Origin of the sequence: Desulfopila sp. IMCC35008, from assembly GCF_010646885.2 — a bacterium.
GTDB lineage: Bacteria > Desulfobacterota > Desulfobulbia > Desulfobulbales > Desulfocapsaceae > Desulfopila.
This window is the reverse complement of sequence record NZ_CP050700.1, coordinates 4,401,620-4,418,902: the sequence shown is the minus strand read 5'-3', so window position 1 is coordinate 4,418,902 and position 17,283 is coordinate 4,401,620. Positions and strand designations below refer to the sequence as shown.

The window sequence follows — 17,283 nt, the reverse complement described above, 5'->3', positions numbered from 1 at the left end:
GCTGTGGACGAGACCGGATTCGAATATGAAGAAAATTTTCTTCCAGAAATATTCTATCGCCACACGGATCAGTATCGTGGTGGGGGCCATCCTCATGATGATGCTTGTCCTGGCCGGTGTTGAGGTCAAGGGACTCAACTCCATAAGGGACAGCCTCGATGAGATTGTGGAAGGGCATTACCGACGGCTGCAGATTGTCCAGGATATGCGATTTCTGGCTCGGCATGGTGGAGTAATTGTAAGGAATATGTTCCTGGTTCCGGACGAGTCGACAAGAAGTAAGGAGAGGCATCGATTTGATGAGGCTGAAAGAACATACCGCATTCTGCTGGAACAACTGCATGACTTGATAGAAGATGGCGAGGAAGATGAACTGCTTCAGAAGGTCGTCGAAGCCGGTGAGATTACCTATGGTTTATGGAAAACGATAGCCGATTCAATAGGTATGCCGGAAACGAGCAGTGACTGGGTAGCCATCGATATTCTGGAGGAGGAGGTACGCAGCCACCAATGGGGGTGGCTAGACGGGTTGCAGGAGCTGGTTGTACTTGAGCAAAACCTGGCGGAACAGTCACGTGCATATGCTCGTGAGAATTATAGGAAAACAAAGATAGTCATGGCTGTTATCAACCTGCTTGCTGTGGTTATCGCCTGTATGCTGGTTGTGGCCATAACTGCCAGTATTGCTGTACCGCTGAGTGAAATCCGCAAGCGGGTCGACCTGATAGCAAGAGGTGACTTTACTACCCGTATCAACATCTCCCAAAAGGGTGAGGTCGGACAGCTTGCAAATCATATCAACCGGATGGTGGAAAAACTCCAGACAAACGAAGAGGAACTCAACAAGTACAGGTATAATCTCGAGGAGCTGATCGAGTGGCGGACTGGCGAGGTAAATGAACAGAGGGAGAGGTTTATTTCTGTACTTATCCATGACCTTAAGGGGCCACTTATTCCGATTGTCGGTTTTTCCCGCCTGCTGATGAAAAAGAAACATCTCACCAGTGAGCAAATTAGCCAATATGCAAGCGCCATACATGATTCAGCCGGGAAGCTGATGTTTACAGTGGAGCAAAAGTCAGCAGAATTGAGAGAGAAACGGTTGTCCTATAGCTTTGACCGAACCCCGTTCGATATTGAAGAGCTGTTGTGCGCAGTCTGTAAGGGGTTTCAGGCTGGTTTTGTCGAAAAAGAGATCGAGATTCGAATTAACAATCTGTCCCCCGCTGAATACCAGAATGCAGGAAATATTTCCTTTTTGGGAGATATTGGCAAGGTGCGGTCGATATTTGAAAACCTGATAGGGAATGCCGGCAAATATGCGGAAAAAAGAGTTGATATTTCGATTGCTCAGAACGGGGCAGCAATCGAATTGAAGGTGGATGATGATGGCTGCGGCATCCCGCGGGCATTTCATAAAAAAATATTTGAGGAATACTACCAGGCTCCTGGGAGTCGTGCAGGGACCGGTATCGGACTGTACAGTGTGAAAAGAATTGTCGATTACTACAGGGGGGACATAGAAGTTTCAACCTCACCAATAGGTGGAACAAGGTTTAGCGTGACGCTGCCGATGGTTGAAACAGATAGTGTCACCTCGGTGTAGGTTGAAAGCTACCTGATCTGGATGTACTGGTCGTATTTTTTTAAGTAGATATCCGAAAGAGTCAGGAACGCGGTAATAATCAGCGGACCGTAGAAAATCCCCAAAACGCCATAGACACTGAGTCCTCCAATGATGGAGAGGAACACCAGGAGAGTGTGCATCTTAACCTGATTGCCGACCAGTTTCGGTTTAACCAGATACTCCATGGAAAGTGACAGTACCAGATAGGCGACAAAGAGAAAGATACCGGAGCTGAGCCTGTCATTGATTGCGAGGATAACGGCTGCGGGCATCATAACCAGGCCGATGCCGAAGATAGGCAAAAATGCCAGGACAGCCATGATGCATCCCCACAGGAGAGGGGAGTTGAGGCCAAGGATGGAAAAAAGGGAGCCGCCGATTATGCCCTGAATGAGTCCGCAGATACCGTTTCCTTTTAAGATGGCATTGGCGATCTCCTCAAACTTCTGGAGCAGCAGTCTGTCCTCGTCATCCGGCAACGGTGAAAGCCTGACCAGGTATGCCATCAGCTTTGGTTGATCGGTCAGTAAAAAGAAGATAACCAGAATCATCATACAGAACAGGAAAGCAAACTGCATGATATTGGCCGCCCAGACACTGGCTTGATTATAAAGCATCAAACCGCCCATTTTGGCCAGGTAGGAAAAAGCGTCGATAATCTGCGTGGGTTTGAAATCAAATCCAAAGTCCGCCATGTATTCCTGCATCCGTATGATCATTTCGCTTTCCTGCAGAAACTGCACTACCTTGGAGCCCACCTGGCTGTCACGGCCCCAGTTATAGAGGCTCAGCGCTTCATTGGCAAGGGAGCCGATAAAAAAGAAAAGCGGAATAAAAACGATAGCAAAAATGAGCAGGCAGGTAAGTACCGAAGAAAGGTTCTCAGGGAGCTTCCGGTTAAAAAACAGGTATATGGGTCTGAACAGGTTTGTCAGTAAAAAAGACAGCACCAGTATGGACCAGAACGGCCAGAGGATCTTCCCTAAAAAAAAGATGGAAATCAGGAATACCATGATGAAATATTTTATCATCATGGGGCTTGGCTGATTTCTCGGATTCTCCGGGGAGTTTTTTTGATCGCTCATGGCTTTAGAAGCTGTGATTTACTGTTGCAATTGTCCAGATAGCTGGGGTATCGTTACTGCCTGCCGTTTACGGAATAGAAAGCTGGTTGTGGCCTGTCCCATTTCACATCCAGAATATATACCCTCTCAGTGATTAAGCAAAGAAAAAAACAGAGCAGGTGAGGAGATAGACAGAATGTGGGAAGATCTTGAAGTTACATTAGAAAAGATTGAGAACGAAAAGAAGAAGGAGAAGCCGTCTGCAGAAGAACTTGGCTTTGGCATCCACTTCACAGATCATATGTTTATGATGGAGTGGAACCGGGAATCGGGGTGGCATGATGCAAAGATTTGCCCCTACCAGGATTTCAGGATGGATCCGGCCGCCTTGGTTTTTCATTATGGTCAGGCAATATTCGAAGGTTTAAAGGCTTATAGGGGCAAGGACGGCCAGGTCTACATGTTTCGGCCTGAAGATAATTTTGAGAGGATGAACAGTTCTGCAGTCAGGATGTGTATGCCGAGACTGCCGGTAGATAAGGTGCTGAAGTCGATTAAGGCTTTGCTTTATCTGGAAAAAGACTGGATCCCAGTCGCCGAGGGGGCATCGCTCTATATACGTCCGACCATGATCGCCGTGGAACCCCGCCTTGGTGTGCGGGCTGCCGATACTTATTATTTCTATATAATCCTCAGTCCTGTAGGCGCTTACTATCCTGAAGGGTTCAATCCCACTAAGATTTATGTGAGCGATGAGCACGCACGGGCCGCAAAGGGGGGAGTCGGACAGGCGAAAACCGCCGGCAATTATGCGGCGTCTCTTTTTACCACTCAGCGGGCTAAAAAGGAGGGCTATACCCAGGTGCTGTGGCTCGACGCCTGTGAACATAAATACATCGAGGAGGTAGGCACCTCAAACATCTTCTTTGTAATCGGTGACGAGTTGGTTACACCTCCCCTGGGAGGCTCTATACTCGAGGGCATTACCCGCGATTCTGTGTTAAAGCTTGCTGAAATGTGGGGTGTGAACACTATGGAACGGCCCATCTCCATTGATGAGGTAATTCAGGCAAGCAGGGACGGCAGTCTAAAAGAAGCATTCGGGACCGGAACCGCAGCAGTTATTTCCCCGGTCGGTGAATTCTATTACAAGGGTGAGACGTTTTCCGTAAACAATGGGGAGACCGGTGAACTCAGCGAAAAATTGTACTGTGAGCTGCAGGCCATTCAAAAAGGGGAGACTGAGGATCCTTTTCAATGGGTTGAGCGTGTAGGCTAGGCTTAAACAGTATTTTTGTAATAACGTATTTTCAGCCAGTTGTATCGGATGTTTTTATTCGGACAACTGGCTGATTTTTTTTTGATGAGCGGCCTTGATTTTTAATCAAGCGCGCATATATTTTTGGCCAGTTTACGATACCCGCCCGTGAATCGGGCGAAAACTAACGAAGCAGGGAACCATACACTCATTCAATGGGCCCGTTCGACAATACTAACTAAATTAATTTTGCAGGAGGAAGTAATGAAAATTCGTCCATTGAACGATCGTCTTTTGGTCAAGCGGCTGGAAGAGGAAGAGAAGACAGCCGGTGGCATCATCATTCCAGACAGTGCTAAAGAGAAACCCGCAGAGGGTGAAGTTGTAGCAGTTGGTCCTGGTAAGCTGAACGATAAAGGTGATCGTATTGCGTTGCAGGTTAAAGAAGGCGACCGCGTTCTCTTTTCCAAATATGGTGGAACCGACGTGAAGCTTGAGGGTGATGATTTTCTTATCATGCGCGAAGACGATATCCTTGGTGTAATCGAATAGTATCGGTTGTAAAACTTACTTCTTTCAACCCGCACAGACGGGTATAACAGATAACGGAGAATTTGATAATGGCTGGAAAAGACATTAAATACGGAGTTAAGGCCCGCGAGTCCATTCTTGCAGGCGTAAACACCCTTGCTGATGCAGTAAAAGTTACCCTCGGACCGAAAGGTCGTAACGTCCTGATCGAAAAATCCTTCGGCGCACCAACCATCACCAAAGATGGTGTAACCGTTGCCAAAGAGATTGAGATCAAGGACAAGTTTGAGAACATGGGCGCTCAGATGGTTAAGGAAGTTGCTTCTAAAACCTCTGACGTTGCCGGTGACGGTACCACCACTGCTACCGTACTCGCTCAGGCTGTTTATACCGAAGGTGCCAAGCTTGTAGCAGCAGGCGGCAACCCGATGGAGATCAAGCGCGGAATTGACGCTGGTGTTGAGGTTGTTGTTCGAGAGCTCGCCAAGATCGCTACCCCGACCAAAGAGCAGAAAGAGATTGCTCAGGTTGGTACCATCTCTGCCAACTCAGATGAGACTATCGGTAACATCATCGCCGAGGCCATGGACAAAGTTGGTAAAGAGGGTGTTATCACCGTTGAGGAAGCAAAAGCCATGGAGACCACCCTGGACGTGGTTGAGGGTATGCAGTTTGATCGCGGATACCTCTCTCCGTACTTTGTAACCGATCCGGATCGCATGGAAGTATCCATGGAAGATCCTTACATCCTGCTTGTAGAGAAAAAAGTTTCCAACATGAAGGACCTGTTGCCTTGCCTTGAGTCTGTAGCCAAAATGGGTAAAGGTCTGTTCATCGTTGCCGAAGATGTAGACGGCGAAGCACTTGCAACTCTCGTTGTAAACAAGCTGCGCGGAACCCTTAATGTTGCTGCTGTTAAAGCACCTGGTTTTGGTGATCGTCGTAAGGCAATGCTCGAAGATATCGCTATCCTTACCGGTGGTCAGGTTATCACTGAAGATCTCGGCATCAAACTCGAGAATGTGACCGTAAACGATCTCGGAACCGCTAAGCGCATTGTTGTGGACAAAGACAACACCACCATCGTTGACGGTGCTGGCGACAAAGCGAAGCTTGAAGCACGTGTTAAGCAGATCCGTACCCAGATCGATGACACCACCTCCGATTACGATCGTGAGAAGCTTCAGGAGCGTCTGGCCAAGCTGATTGGCGGCGTTGCTGTTATCAATGTCGGTGCTGCTACCGAGGTTGAGATGAAAGAAAAGAAAGCTCGTGTTGAGGATGCATTGAATGCTACCCGCGCAGCTGTTGAGGAAGGTGTTGTTCCTGGTGGTGGTGTTGCGTACATCCGTACCCTGAAAGCTCTTGAAGCCCTTGAGCTGAAAGGTGACCAGAAGCACGGAAAAGAAATCCTTCTCCGCGCTCTTGAAGAGCCGGTACGTCAGATCGCTTCCAACGCCGGTCGCGAAGGTTCCGTTATTGTTGAGCACGTAAAAGGACTCGAAGGCGCAATGGGTTTCAACGCTGCAACTGAGGAGTACGAAGACCTGATCGCAGCCGGTGTTATCGATCCTGCAAAGGTTACCCGTACCGCACTGCAGAACGCTGCTTCCGTATCCGGAATGCTGTTGACCACCGAGTGCGTTATCGCCGATATGCCGGATGATAATGAAGGTGGCGGAATGGGTATGCCTCCGGGAGGAATGGGCGGCATGGGCGGAATGGGTGGAATGGGCGGCATGATGTAAACCGCTTCCCTACCCGTTCGGACATAGTCCGTACCTTGTAGTTTAACAAAAGGCCTGCTAAAACGAGCAGGCCTTTTGTTTTTGTTAAATCAATAGTAAAATATGTTGACAATGGTACATTGATAATGTATTTATCTTTGGCCTAATCGCATGGCGATGTAGCTCAGATGGTTAGAGCATACGGCTCATATCCGTAGTGTCCGGGGTTCAATTCCCTGCATCGCCACCATTACACAATCCAGTATCGTCCGATACTGTCCAAAAAGGCCTGTTATTACAGGCCTTTTTCTTTTCCTGTTGTCCAGCTAAATCCAGTACGGTATACTGAAATCCAGTAGTTTTGGGGGCCTTTTAGACCCCAAAAGGCCCCCAAAGCAATTTGGAAGCCCCCAAAAAGTCGGGAGAGCCTATGCCTAAACGGATTGTACCGCTTTCAGAAACCAAAGTCAGAACAGCAAAGCCCAAAAAAAGCCCCCAAAAACTCTTCGACGGTGGGGGCCTTTTCCTCCTCGTTACCCCTTCAGGGGGGAAATTGTGGAATTTGAAATATCGCTTCAACGGCAAGGAGAAAAAACTCTCCCTTGGCTCATATCCTGAGATTTCATTAGCCGAAGCCAGACAGAGGAGAGAGGAAGCACGGACTCTGGTGGCAAACGAGGTTGACCCGGGAGAGATCAAAAAAGCACAGCAGGCAGCAGAGAGTGCGCAAGCAGACACATTTGAGGTGATTGCCCGTGAATGGCACTCACGATTTGCACCGACATGGGCTAAAAGCCATGCCGGGAAAATCATTCGCCGATTTGAGTTGTATGTCTTTCCTTGGATAGGAACAAAGGAGATAACCTCCATTTCAGCAAAAGAAATGCTGGAAGTGCTACGACGGGTTGAAGAGAAGGGCATTATCGAAACCGCTCATCGGATTCAGCAGAGTTGCGGACGAGTTTTTCGTTATGCCATTGCTACAGGAAGGGCTGAGCGTGATCCTACTGGAGACCTGCGTGGCGCACTCCCTCCAGCAAATACCAAGCACATGGCATCGATTATAGATCCAAGGGAGATCGGTGGGCTGCTCAGAGCCATCGACGGTTACAATGGAAGCATTGTTACCCGGTGTGCCTTACAGTTGGCTCCTCTGGTTTTTGTTCGTCCAGGAGAGCTTCGACACGCTGAATGGACAGAGATCGATTTTGATGCCAATGAATGGCGTATCCCTGCAGAGAAAATGAAATCAAAATTTCAGCACATCGTCCCCCTGTCGAAGCAGTCAGTGAAAGTGTTAAGGGAGATAATGCCACTGACAGGTAAGGGGAGATATGTCTTTCCAAGTCCAAGGACTGGCAACAGGCCAATGAGCGATAATGCAGTACTGGCTGCGTTGAGACGTATGGGGTACGAGAAGGATGAGATGAGTGGTCACGGCTTCCGAAGTATGGCCAGTACACTTCTCAACGAACAGGGATGGAATCGTGATGCGATTGAGCGACAACTCGCTCATACTGAGAAAAACAGTGTTCGAGCATCATATAATTTTGCTGAATATTTACCTGAACGGCGAAAAATGATGCAGAGTTGGGCGGATTATCTGGATTCTCTCAGGTTAAACAAACAGAAAAGATGACCATGTGGTCAACAGTTTGTAATTATTGCATAAAAACATAAAATATCTTGGCTGTAAACTCCTGTGCCGTGTAATATGGTGCAATAAGAATCGATTCCGTTTGATTTGGCGGATTTTTCTTTTTCACCGAGAAGTTATTGAAATTTATGCATAGCGATTCAATCTGATTCAGTCTGTTGGATCCAGATTTCCCGTCCGTGTCTCCATGTATGATTTGGATGGGACCTGAGACAGCTGCTCACCTGTCATTGTTAGAAGACAGAGCTATCCGGTATCCGATCAATGTGACTTGTGGCGGGTACACATCATGAAAATATCATTGATTTCTCCTGCATGGGAGAGGTTTACGTCTACTTCCATCTGTTGCATCACAAGCAGATGCCCTGATTTTTCCGTACTCCATATATTGGAGACACCTTCAATCTGCCGGATCAGAGCTGGACACAGGTCTTGTCCAAAAAGCAAAAACGGAATCATGACTATTTGCCTGAAAAAATAGGAGAATGACATGGTTTTACCAGAAACTGGATTTGTTCGTTTGCAAAGCATCATAGGAGATTCAAAGAGCAAACCACCTATACCGGCGATCATTCCTGTATCCAAAAGTACTTGGTGGGCAGGGGTGAAATCCGGAAGGTTCCCAGAGCCAATAAAACTTGGCCCGCGTATCACCGTCTGGAGGGTGGAAGATATCCGTGAACTAATAGAAAACAATTCAGCTTCCCAAGCCACCTCCGAGTGATGAAAATCGAGGTGCTTCCGATCCGGATATTTCGTTCTATAAAAGATTAAAGATGATTAAAGAAAGATTAGCTGTTTTCTGCCGCTCTCTGTAACGACCGTCGGTAAGGGGATTGAAAGAAATCTGCGATTGGGTTTTACGACTGCTATGCCCCCACCTTTACGACTGCTATGCCCCTTTCGTGCGACCGTAATGCCCCCTCGTGCGACTGCTATGCCAACCATCTACGACTGTAATGCCCCCTCCTTGCGACCGTTATGCCCCTCTCGTGCGACCGCTGTACCTCCATTTATTTTCTAAATGCGACTGCTATGCCCCCCCAAAAAAATTAGAGGGCCAAATGGACCTGAAGGCAAATTTTCCTATCGTTTTTGAAGCAAAATAGGAACTGCTATCTGGAAGTAAAATGGCAGAAAGACACTTAGGTTAGCAGGAGTATTATACAACTCAACCATGCAAGTCAGGCACTTCCCTGTCAATTAGAAAACGAATCGAAAAATCCTCCAATGTATTTAATTGAAATGGACCGCAAGAAAAATATTGAAGCATCTTCGTTGATACAGAACGGAAACAGGCTATAACAAGCAATCATGATCTATGATTTTTCGCAGAAAAAAAGGAGCACACAAAAATGCCAATTCCAGGAAATCTCTTGACGACGGCCATGGCAGTCATGCCGCAAACGGATGTAAAACAGGCCCTGACCCAGGCTCTATCTTTAGATGTGCCATTCTGGCCGCAACTTCCTAACTACAGTTACTATGAAGACATGTATGTGCAAGCCGCCGAGCATTTTCCAGGTATTGTTCTTGATTTGACTCAAAAGACGCTGCGTTTTTCTATGGACAAATTTATAGAGGAATTTGAAGAGACGATGAGTCATTTTGATGATCCGACCTATTTTGATATCAGTGAGCAATACTCCGTTGTTTATCATGATTTTCTTTCGCTTGGTCTTGCAGAGAAGCCAGCTATCCGAGGTCAACTAGAAGGACCTGTGAGTTTCGGATTCAATATCCATGACCAGAATGATAGGCCTATTCTCTTTGAAGACACTATACGACCTTTTATGTTCGAATTTATGGCGAAGAGAATTAATGTGCAGCTTGCAAGGTTAAAAAAGAAAAACCCAAACGCATTCATGTTTATTGATGAGCCAGGGCTACAGTTCATCTTTTCAGCCCTTTCAGGGTATGGGGAACTGCAGGCAAAAAATGATCTTGAAGCTTTTTTGGCCACTGTAGACAAGCCACGTGGTATACATCTCTGTGGAAATCCCGATTGGGACTTTTTGCTCAACCTGGACCTGGATATCCTGTCATTAGATATCTATACTAACGCCGAACGATTCTCCTCCTGTACAAAATCAATAAAAATATTTCTCGATAGAGGCGGTATCCTTGTTTGGGGTATTGTCCCAACAGGATACGAAGCTTTTGGAAAAGAAAGTCTTGGTTTTCTCTCAATGAAACTGGAAGGGGTTTGGCAATATCTGGGCCAAAAGGGAATAGAGATTGAGCAAATCGTTAAACAGAGCATGCTTTCTCCCGCAACTTGCTGTCTGGTAAACCCAGATAAAGGCAAAACTGTAGAAAATGCTTTTTCAATGACTAACCAATTATCTGAGATGCTCAAAGATAAGTATTTATAGCTTTAGCCAAGATACAGCACTCAATTATGGCGTTTTAAAGATTACGTATGGTTGCTAGGATATCTGTTGTTCAGATAGAGAAGCTACCTGTCTCTCTGAAATTACAGTTGTGTCAATAATAGTCTGAAATTTCCCAACTGCTTGACATGTTTACTTCAAGTAGACACCCTCAGGTAGCCTTTTCCTCTCCTCCCGCATCAGGGTGCCATTTGCGAATCTGTAAAAGCTCAGGGAATGCATGGGGCTTAAATACAGACTTTTCAAGCAGCATACGTAAACACTCTTCAATTCCTTCAGTAATTGTGGGGTGCGGGTAAATGCTCTTTAATACATCAACCACTCCTTTTCCCTGGTCCATAAAATGGGCAATGGACATGATCGTGCTGGATACCTGCGGGCCGGCAGCCCGCATGCCAAGTATACGTTGTTGCTCATCATCACTGATGATAATCTTAACAAAACCATGGGTAGCCCTCATGGCAATAGCTCGATTACACAGCGCATTGGAGTAATATGCGACCCGATAGGGGATTTTTTTCTGACGACAAGCCTTTTCGCTTAATCCCACTGCGGCGACAGCAGGATAGAAAAACATGACTGTTGACATGTTGTCATAATTTAGAGGCCAGCGTTTTTTGCCGAACATGTGTTTTGCTGCATACCGGCCTTCCATTTCAGCAATATTGACAAGGCCGGGATGGTGGGTAATGTCGCCTGCTGCATATATATTGTCAGTGACGCAGCAGTTCTCGTCTGTTCTGAGTATTCCTCGCTTTGCAGTATCAATTCCGAGTGTCTCCAGCCCTAAGCTGCTCCGGTCAAATTCCCGGCCAATGGATATAAACACAGCATCCGCCTCAATAACTTGAGAGTGACCGTCATGGAAATCCAGAATTACCTGCAGGTATTCGGTAAGGGGAAGTATCGAGCGCAGCTGAGCTGACTGGATGACCTTCACGCCGTTGCGCTCCAGGTTGTCCTTGACGAAGGACGAAACATCTTCATCCTCATAGGGGATAACACGCTTGGCATGGTCCACCAGATATACCTGGGTTTGTCCGAAGTTCGAGAAAATAGTGGCATACTCACAGCCGATGATGCCTGCACCAATAATAACCAGCCGTTCGGGAAAACACTGCAGGTTGAGAATACCGTCGGAATCGAAGACCCGCTGCTGGTCAACAAGAATATTCGGAAAAGTTCTCGGTTTCGTGCCCGTCGCAATGAGGAAATAGCGAGCCTTGACCTGTTCCCGCTTTCCATCTGGATACTGTATCTCCATTTCATTGTTGGAGAGAAATTTTCCCCGGCCGCTTTTAAGTGTCAGGGATCCCGGCCCATCCCACCTCGCAGGTGAGTAACTCTCGATCTGGGAAAGCATCTGGTATTGCTTTTCTTTGGCTGCCTGCAGCACCGTTCTTCGTACGGCGCAATAATCAACCGACAGAGAGCTGGCCTCATACCCTCTGTCCTTTTTATTGGCAATTGCATAATCTTTTGCTACCTCCCACATGGTCTTTGACGCCAGGGCACCCCACATGATTCCAGCACCGCCGATTTCTGAGCCTTCAATAATGCAGACATGCTTGCCGAAGTCCAGGGCCCGCATCGCACCGGCAAAACCTGCAGGGCCGCATCCAAGCACGCATAAGTCATAAACTTCAGGAGTTTTCTGAGCCACAAATCACCTCTCACTGAGGGGGATATAAGATCTTTTTTGTGCGCCGGTATAGATTTGGCGCGGTCTGGTTATCCTCAGATTCTGATCGTGCAGTTCCCGCCAGTTTGCTATCCAGCCGGGCATTCTGCCGATTGCGAACATCACAGGGTACATATCCAGCGGAATGCCTATAGCCCGCAAAAGAATACCACTGTAGAAGTCGACGTTCGGGTAAAGTTTGCGACTGATAAAAAAGTCGTCTTTTAAGGTTTTTTCCTCAAGCTCCAGCGCAATATCAAGCAGTGGGTCGCTTTTGTTGAGCTCTGCAAGGAGGTCATAGACCTTTTCCTTGAGGATGAGGGAACGGGGATCAAAATTCTTATAGACCCGATGGCCGAAGCCCATAAGCCTGTAATCGTGGCTTTTATCTTTTGCCTTGTCAAGATAATAGTCAACTGGCCGACCCGAGGATCTTATGTCTTCCAGCATTTGAACCACGGCTGAATTGGCACCGCCATGCAGAGGTCCCCAGAGTGCACATACCCCTGAAGCGATGGAGCTGAACAGGTTTGCCCGGGAACTGGCGACGGTTCTTACCGTAGAGGTAGAGCAGTTTTGTTCATGGTCGGCGTGAAGTATCAGAAACAGTGAAAGGGCTCGTTCGACAACAGGGTTAGGGATATATTCCCGATAGGGCTCTGAAAACATCATGTGCAGAAAATTGGCACAATAATCTAAATTAGGATTCGGGTGATTAAAGGGTTTCCCGACGGACATTCTATAGGACCAGGCAGCTATGGTTCGCACTTTGGAGAGGAGCAGTGCGGCAGTCCTGTCAAAACCATGCCCTTCTGAATAGACTTCCAGCACATCGGGGTGAAAACACGAAACCAGATTGAGCATTGCAGAGAGGATCGCCATGGGAGGTGCAGACTCGGGAAATCCGGAAAAGTGATGGGTGAGGTTGCCGTGCAGAGCAGTGTGTTCCGCAAGTGCGTTGCGAAACTTGGTCAGGGTTTTCTCATCCGGAAGTTCACCATAAATAAGCAGTGAACATATTTCCACAAAACTCGCCTGTTCGGCGAGTTCCTCAATAGGATATCCTCGATAATGGAGAATGCCTTTCTCTCCATCAACGAATGTGATACTTGAGAAGCACGACCCGGTATTACCAAAACCCGGGTCCATTGCGATGCAACCGGATTGTTCGCGCAGCAGCCCGATGTCGAGACATTTTTCGCCCTCGCTTCCGATTGATACACCAAGGTTATAACTGGCATCGCCAATAGTCAAGGTTGCTTTTTCACTCATTGGACCCTCCTTGAGAAACGTTGATTGCGAAATATTGGTTTTGATTATTGCATGTTCCCTCTGTCCAGATACGGTTTATCCAACCGAGGATTCGTCAACTATGTGATCGCCATTATAAATTGCAGGAAATGATTTACTCGATTTCTGAAAGACGGTTTGGCATTTCAGGTTTTCTACAATTTCCTCACGAATGCATGACCATATTCTTTGCAACGTTTTTTGCTTTCCTCGTCTGGTGCCCATGTGAGACGAAGGCCCTCGTCAACAACTTCAAAGCCTGAGTCAACCAATCTTTCACTGATTATTTTTGCCGCTTCACCACTCCAGCCATAGCTACCAAATGCAGCGGCTTTCTTATTTTTGAATTTCAATCCTTTTATCTCCTCTATCAGACCGGCAACGGCAACAAGGATACCGTTATTTACTGTTGGAGAACCTACGAGGATTGCTTTTGACTTAAACACCTCGGTAATTACATCGTTTTTGTCTGTTTTGGCGAGGTTGTATAGCTTTACGGTGACTGTTGAATCAGCCTCTCTTATTCCCGCCGCTATCTGCTCGGCCATGATTCGAGTGCTATCCCACATGGTATCGTAGAGCAGGGTAACCTGGTTTTCCTGATAACTGTCCGCCCATTTCAAGTAGTGTTCCACGATCTGTGCGGGGTTGTCGCGCCAGATGATACCATGACTTGTACAAATCATATCGAGCGGCAGATTGAACCCAAGTACTTCATTGATTTTCTTTGTGACCATTGGGCTGAACGGTGTAAGAATATTTGCATAATATTTTATGCACTCAGCCATTAACTCATTTTGATCGACCAGGTCGTTAAACATATGTTCTGAAGCATAATGCTGGCCGAAACCATCGTTGCTGAATAAAATTTCATCCCCAGTCAGATAGACGAACATGGAGTCGGGCCAGTGAAGCATTGGTGCTTCAACAAATATGAGATCTTTTGAACCGAGAGAGAGCTTATCTCCAGTCTTCACAACCTGGAAATTCCAATCTTGGTGATAGAGCCCTTGTAAAGATTTTATCCCGTTTTTGGTGCAGTAGATAGGCACATCCGGTATGTGCCGCATCAGTTCAGGTAATGCTCCGCTATGATCGTTTTCAGCATGACAAGCGATGACATAATCAATCTTCTCAAGATCAATGTGTTGTTTCAGGTTTTCAACATATTCATTGGCAAATGGAGTCCAGACTGTATCGATCAAGGCAACTTTCTCTTCTTCAATCAAGTATGAGTTGTAAGAAGACCCCTTGTGCGTGGAGTACTCGTCACCGTGGAATTTTCTCAATTCCCAGTCTATCTTACCTACCCAATGGACGTTATTTTTTATATGAAAGCTCATGTTTGCTCCCGAGTAATCATTATTGGTTGGGGATACTTTTTTTCTTGTTGCTTAAAGGGCGACAGCATGCAGCTGCCACCCTTTGTTAAAAAAATTATTCCTTATGGATGCACTCAGCAGGGCAGGAGGCAATAGCCTCATCAACGCAATCCTCATTTGAATCTGCAGCTTCATTTACATAAGCCTTCCCTTCATCGTCATCGAAGGAAAAAACAGATGGGCAGATCTCGACACAGGCTTCACAACCGATGCATTCATCTTGGTCAATTTTTACTTTTTCAGACATAGCTATCTCCTTTTGCTTGGTCTTTGTTATACAGAATTCATATAGTCTCTCCTGGCTGACTATCAAATAGGCGGTGCTATAGTTACCAGAATTCTCATCCGCGTTTTCGCTCTCACACCATGGGGTTCACGTATTTCAGATATGAGGATATCCCCTTTGGTCGCCGGTATCTCTGAATCCTTTTCGCCAAGAAAGTATCCTTCACCCTCGAGGACCTGTATGGACAACTCGCCATCAAGGTCATGGGAATGAACTGGAAATGTGACCCCTTCATCGAGATTGAAATTTATGATCTTGAAGTTTGGTGAATCTTCAACCAGGAAGAACCGTTTCATTACTCCCTTGTCAAATTCATTTGTATTATCCAATTTGAGAACTTTCATAAATCTGCTCCTATTGATTTCTTTTTTATTGTAAGGCTGCTTGAAAATTTTTCGAGCAGCTGCATTTATTTACCGCGATCATGATACGTATCGTTGATAGTCACTGAGATGAGCGCGTTCTTTGTTCTATGTATAGCAACTAGTGTGCCAATAGTTATATGACGAGAATACAGCTAGTTGCGGGTTATGTTGTGAAAAAGAAACTATTCTGATGTTGTAAACATGAATACAATGTTGTATATTTGTAACTATGGATACTTTTCAATCAGTTACTGACATTGCTCTAGATCTTACAGCTGATCTCAGCGCAGATGACCGTTACGATCGATTACTGAGGACCCTGCATCGTGTGATACCCTTTGACGCAGCAACTCTCTTACAGGTCAAAGAAAACAAACTTACACCACTGGCAGCAGTAGGGCTCACTCCAGACGCAATGGGGAGGATCTATGATCGAAAAGAACATCCCCGCCTTGATATCATCTGCAATTCAGATAAGCCTGTCTTATTCTCCAAAGACAGCATGCTTCCCGATCCTTTTGATGGGATGATAGTCTCTGACCCACAGGGTTGCGAACATATTCATGCCTGTCTTGGTTGCCCTCTCTATGTACATGACAAACTCGTTGGCGTTTTGACTGCTGACGCTCTTAACCCGGAAGCATTTGATCGGCTGTCTCTTGAATATCTGCAGGCTGTCGCATCGCTGGCAGGTGCTCAGATGCAAACAGCTATTCTCATTGAAGCACTGGAAAAACAAGCAGAGAGACAGGGACAAATAGCAACCAATCTCATGCAAGATGTGGAATTACGCCGTGGTTGTGAGATACTTGGCCAAAGTCCATCAATGCTGCAGTTACGCAAAGAAATTGAACTGGTTGCTAAATCAGACTTTACAGTTCTCATTCTTGGGGAAACCGGTGTCGGCAAGGAACTAGTCACCAGGGCAATTCAACGACAGTCCAGACGTAGTGAAAAAGCAATGTTGTATCTCAATTGTGCAGCACTGCCTGAGACCTTGGCTGAGAGTGAGTTGTTCGGCCACGTTAAAGGGGCTTTTACCGGTGCAACTCAAAACCGAGCAGGGAAATTTGAGCTGGCAGATGGTGGCACCCTGTTTCTGGATGAAATTGGCGAGCTTTCGTTGGAAATCCAGGCAAAGTTGCTTCGCGCTATACAAGAGGGTGAAATTCAAAGAGTTGGATCAGAAACAATTCTCCATGCCGATGTGAGACTGCTAGCTGCCACCAACAGAGACCTTGAATACGAAGTGAAACAAGGAAAATTCAGAGCAGATCTCTATCACCGGCTTAACGTCTATCCAATAACTGTACCTCCACTTCGAGACCGTAAAGATGATATTGCTATTCTTTCAGGTTTTTTCATAACGAAAGCTCAAAAAAAAATGGGTTTACAGGAAGTAAGAATTAGCGAAACAGCCCTGCAGCTACTCAAACGATACAATTGGCCAGGTAATGTAAGAGAATTGGAAAACATAATTTCTCGTGCCGTTTTAAAAGTGTCTCGACACCTGGATGGTAATACAATACTGCAAATACGGCCTGAACATCTTGCCGGTGACCTTGGTTCAGCGATGTATGTTCAGCCAGTTCAGGAAGTATCAGGTCGTATATCAGAGAAAATTTCTTTTCGTGATGAAGTAAAAAGGTTCCAGATTAATCTTATTCAAACTGCACTGGAAAAGCGTAATGGAAACTGGGCGGCTGCAGCTCGGGATCTGGATATGAATCGGAGCAACCTCCATAATCTTGCAACTCGTTTAGGCATTCGTCAACGACGGCAATAACCACTTTTACCCTGTCAATTTTTGGCGTTGTTTCTCACACCACATGCTATTTTTCTTTTTTATTCTTATGGAATGATTTTCAACGAGATTTGTACTATGTAACACTGAACAATTGTAGGGAAATTTAGTTTCAATAAAATTTCAAAAAGGAGGTGAATTATGCATTTGTCGCCCAATCATTCTGGATACAATCAAGATGATACCGGCGAAACGATTATGACAACGAAGATTACACA

Annotated in this window: 15 protein-coding genes and 1 tRNA gene; 9 read left to right on the top strand and 7 right to left on the bottom strand. The window is 46.2% G+C overall.

Annotated elements, in window-relative coordinates; translation table 11 throughout:
* Nucleotides 1-25 precede the first annotated feature (25 nt).
* Nucleotides 26-1,606, top strand: coding sequence for an ATP-binding protein (locus tag GA520_RS19085; protein ID WP_163338830.1), 1,581 nt, complete (start codon nt 26-28; stop codon nt 1,604-1,606).
* A gap of 8 nt (nt 1,607-1,614) precedes the next feature.
* On the opposite strand, the gene GA520_RS19080 is transcribed toward GA520_RS19085, so the two are convergent.
* A complete protein-coding gene (locus GA520_RS19080; RefSeq protein ID WP_240910178.1) occupies nt 1,615-2,712 on the bottom strand; it encodes an AI-2E family transporter in 1,098 nt (365 codons plus the stop codon).
* A 175-nt stretch (nt 2,713-2,887) separates the two neighbouring features.
* Between GA520_RS19080 and GA520_RS19075 the strand changes: the two genes are divergently transcribed.
* The 5 genes from GA520_RS19075 (at nt 2,888) to GA520_RS19055 (ending at nt 7,846) form a co-directional block, all read left to right on the top strand.
* Nucleotides 2,888-3,970, top strand: coding sequence for a branched-chain amino acid aminotransferase (locus GA520_RS19075; protein WP_163338829.1), 1,083 nt, complete (start codon nt 2,888-2,890; stop codon nt 3,968-3,970).
* Nucleotides 3,971-4,213: 243 nt separating this feature from the next.
* Complete coding sequence (gene groES, locus GA520_RS19070) at nt 4,214-4,501, top strand: co-chaperone GroES (protein ID WP_163338828.1); 288 nt, start codon at nt 4,214-4,216, stop codon at nt 4,499-4,501.
* Between the two features lie 68 nt (nt 4,502-4,569).
* Complete coding sequence (gene groL / locus GA520_RS19065; protein ID WP_163338827.1) at nt 4,570-6,228, top strand: chaperonin GroEL; 1,659 nt, start codon at nt 4,570-4,572, stop codon at nt 6,226-6,228.
* Nucleotides 6,229-6,380: 152 nt separating this feature from the next.
* Nucleotides 6,381-6,457 (top strand) — tRNA-Met (locus GA520_RS19060).
* Nucleotides 6,458-6,637: 180 nt separating this feature from the next.
* Nucleotides 6,638-7,846 (top strand): integrase arm-type DNA-binding domain-containing protein, encoded by a 1,209-nt coding sequence (locus tag GA520_RS19055; protein WP_163338826.1) that lies wholly within the window; start codon nt 6,638-6,640, stop codon nt 7,844-7,846.
* Between the two features lie 279 nt (nt 7,847-8,125).
* Here GA520_RS19055 and GA520_RS19050 read toward each other — a convergent pair whose 3' ends face one another.
* A complete protein-coding gene (locus GA520_RS19050) occupies nt 8,126-8,323 on the bottom strand; it encodes a hypothetical protein (protein WP_304511249.1) in 198 nt (65 codons plus the stop codon).
* Between the two features lie 31 nt (nt 8,324-8,354).
* Here GA520_RS19050 and GA520_RS19045 point away from each other — a divergent pair, with 31 nt between their 5' ends.
* Both GA520_RS19045 and GA520_RS19040 read left to right on the top strand, forming a co-directional pair.
* Complete coding sequence (locus tag GA520_RS19045) at nt 8,355-8,588, top strand: AlpA family transcriptional regulator (protein ID WP_163338825.1); 234 nt, start codon at nt 8,355-8,357, stop codon at nt 8,586-8,588.
* A gap of 631 nt (nt 8,589-9,219) precedes the next feature.
* Complete coding sequence (locus GA520_RS19040) at nt 9,220-10,239, top strand: hypothetical protein (RefSeq protein ID WP_163338824.1); 1,020 nt, start codon at nt 9,220-9,222, stop codon at nt 10,237-10,239.
* A 169-nt stretch (nt 10,240-10,408) separates the two neighbouring features.
* On the opposite strand, the gene GA520_RS19035 is transcribed toward GA520_RS19040, so the two are convergent.
* From GA520_RS19035 to GA520_RS19015, 5 genes are all read right to left on the bottom strand, one after another.
* Nucleotides 10,409-11,920 carry an NAD(P)/FAD-dependent oxidoreductase gene (locus GA520_RS19035; protein ID WP_205749307.1) on the bottom strand — a complete coding sequence of 504 codons (1,512 nt, stop codon included), beginning with the start codon at nt 11,918-11,920 and terminating at the stop codon, nt 10,409-10,411.
* A 3-nt stretch (nt 11,921-11,923) separates the two neighbouring features.
* A complete protein-coding gene (locus GA520_RS19030) occupies nt 11,924-13,210 on the bottom strand; it encodes a citrate synthase (protein ID WP_163338823.1) in 1,287 nt (428 codons plus the stop codon).
* 173 nt (nt 13,211-13,383) lie between these two features.
* Nucleotides 13,384-14,571 (bottom strand): anaerobic nitric oxide reductase flavorubredoxin, encoded by a 1,188-nt coding sequence (locus GA520_RS19025; protein WP_163338822.1) that lies wholly within the window; start codon nt 14,569-14,571, stop codon nt 13,384-13,386.
* 94 nt (nt 14,572-14,665) lie between these two features.
* A complete protein-coding gene (locus GA520_RS19020) occupies nt 14,666-14,857 on the bottom strand; it encodes a ferredoxin (protein ID WP_163338821.1) in 192 nt (63 codons plus the stop codon).
* A gap of 62 nt (nt 14,858-14,919) precedes the next feature.
* Nucleotides 14,920-15,240 carry a cupin gene (locus tag GA520_RS19015; protein WP_163338820.1) on the bottom strand — a complete coding sequence of 107 codons (321 nt, stop codon included), beginning with the start codon at nt 15,238-15,240 and terminating at the stop codon, nt 14,920-14,922.
* 250 nt (nt 15,241-15,490) lie between these two features.
* Between GA520_RS19015 and norR the strand changes: the two genes are divergently transcribed.
* Nucleotides 15,491-17,047, top strand: coding sequence for a nitric oxide reductase transcriptional regulator NorR (norR, locus tag GA520_RS19010; RefSeq protein ID WP_163338819.1), 1,557 nt, complete (start codon nt 15,491-15,493; stop codon nt 17,045-17,047).
* Nucleotides 17,048-17,283: the final 236 nt, after the last annotated feature.

Coding starts and splice junctions, on each gene's coding strand:
- GA520_RS19075 (WP_163338829.1), top strand. CDS start 2,888: ATGTGGGAAGATCTTGAAGTTACATTAGAAAAGATTGAGAACGAAAAG.
- GA520_RS19040 (WP_163338824.1), top strand. CDS start 9,220: ATGCCAATTCCAGGAAATCTCTTGACGACGGCCATGGCAGTCATGCCG.
- GA520_RS19045 (WP_163338825.1), top strand. CDS start 8,355: ATGGTTTTACCAGAAACTGGATTTGTTCGTTTGCAAAGCATCATAGGA.
- groES (WP_163338828.1), top strand. CDS start 4,214: ATGAAAATTCGTCCATTGAACGATCGTCTTTTGGTCAAGCGGCTGGAA.
- GA520_RS19020 (WP_163338821.1), bottom strand. CDS start 14,857: ATGTCTGAAAAAGTAAAAATTGACCAAGATGAATGCATCGGTTGTGAA.
- GA520_RS19030 (WP_163338823.1), bottom strand. CDS start 13,210: ATGAGTGAAAAAGCAACCTTGACTATTGGCGATGCCAGTTATAACCTT.
- GA520_RS19055 (WP_163338826.1), top strand. CDS start 6,638: ATGCCTAAACGGATTGTACCGCTTTCAGAAACCAAAGTCAGAACAGCA.
- groL (WP_163338827.1), top strand. CDS start 4,570: ATGGCTGGAAAAGACATTAAATACGGAGTTAAGGCCCGCGAGTCCATT.
- GA520_RS19050 (WP_304511249.1), bottom strand. CDS start 8,323: ATGATTCCGTTTTTGCTTTTTGGACAAGACCTGTGTCCAGCTCTGATC.
- GA520_RS19085 (WP_163338830.1), top strand. CDS start 26: ATGAAGAAAATTTTCTTCCAGAAATATTCTATCGCCACACGGATCAGT.
- GA520_RS19015 (WP_163338820.1), bottom strand. CDS start 15,240: ATGAAAGTTCTCAAATTGGATAATACAAATGAATTTGACAAGGGAGTA.
- GA520_RS19080 (WP_240910178.1), bottom strand. CDS start 2,712: ATGAGCGATCAAAAAAACTCCCCGGAGAATCCGAGAAATCAGCCAAGC.
- norR (WP_163338819.1), top strand. CDS start 15,491: ATGGATACTTTTCAATCAGTTACTGACATTGCTCTAGATCTTACAGCT.
- GA520_RS19025 (WP_163338822.1), bottom strand. CDS start 14,571: ATGAGCTTTCATATAAAAAATAACGTCCATTGGGTAGGTAAGATAGAC.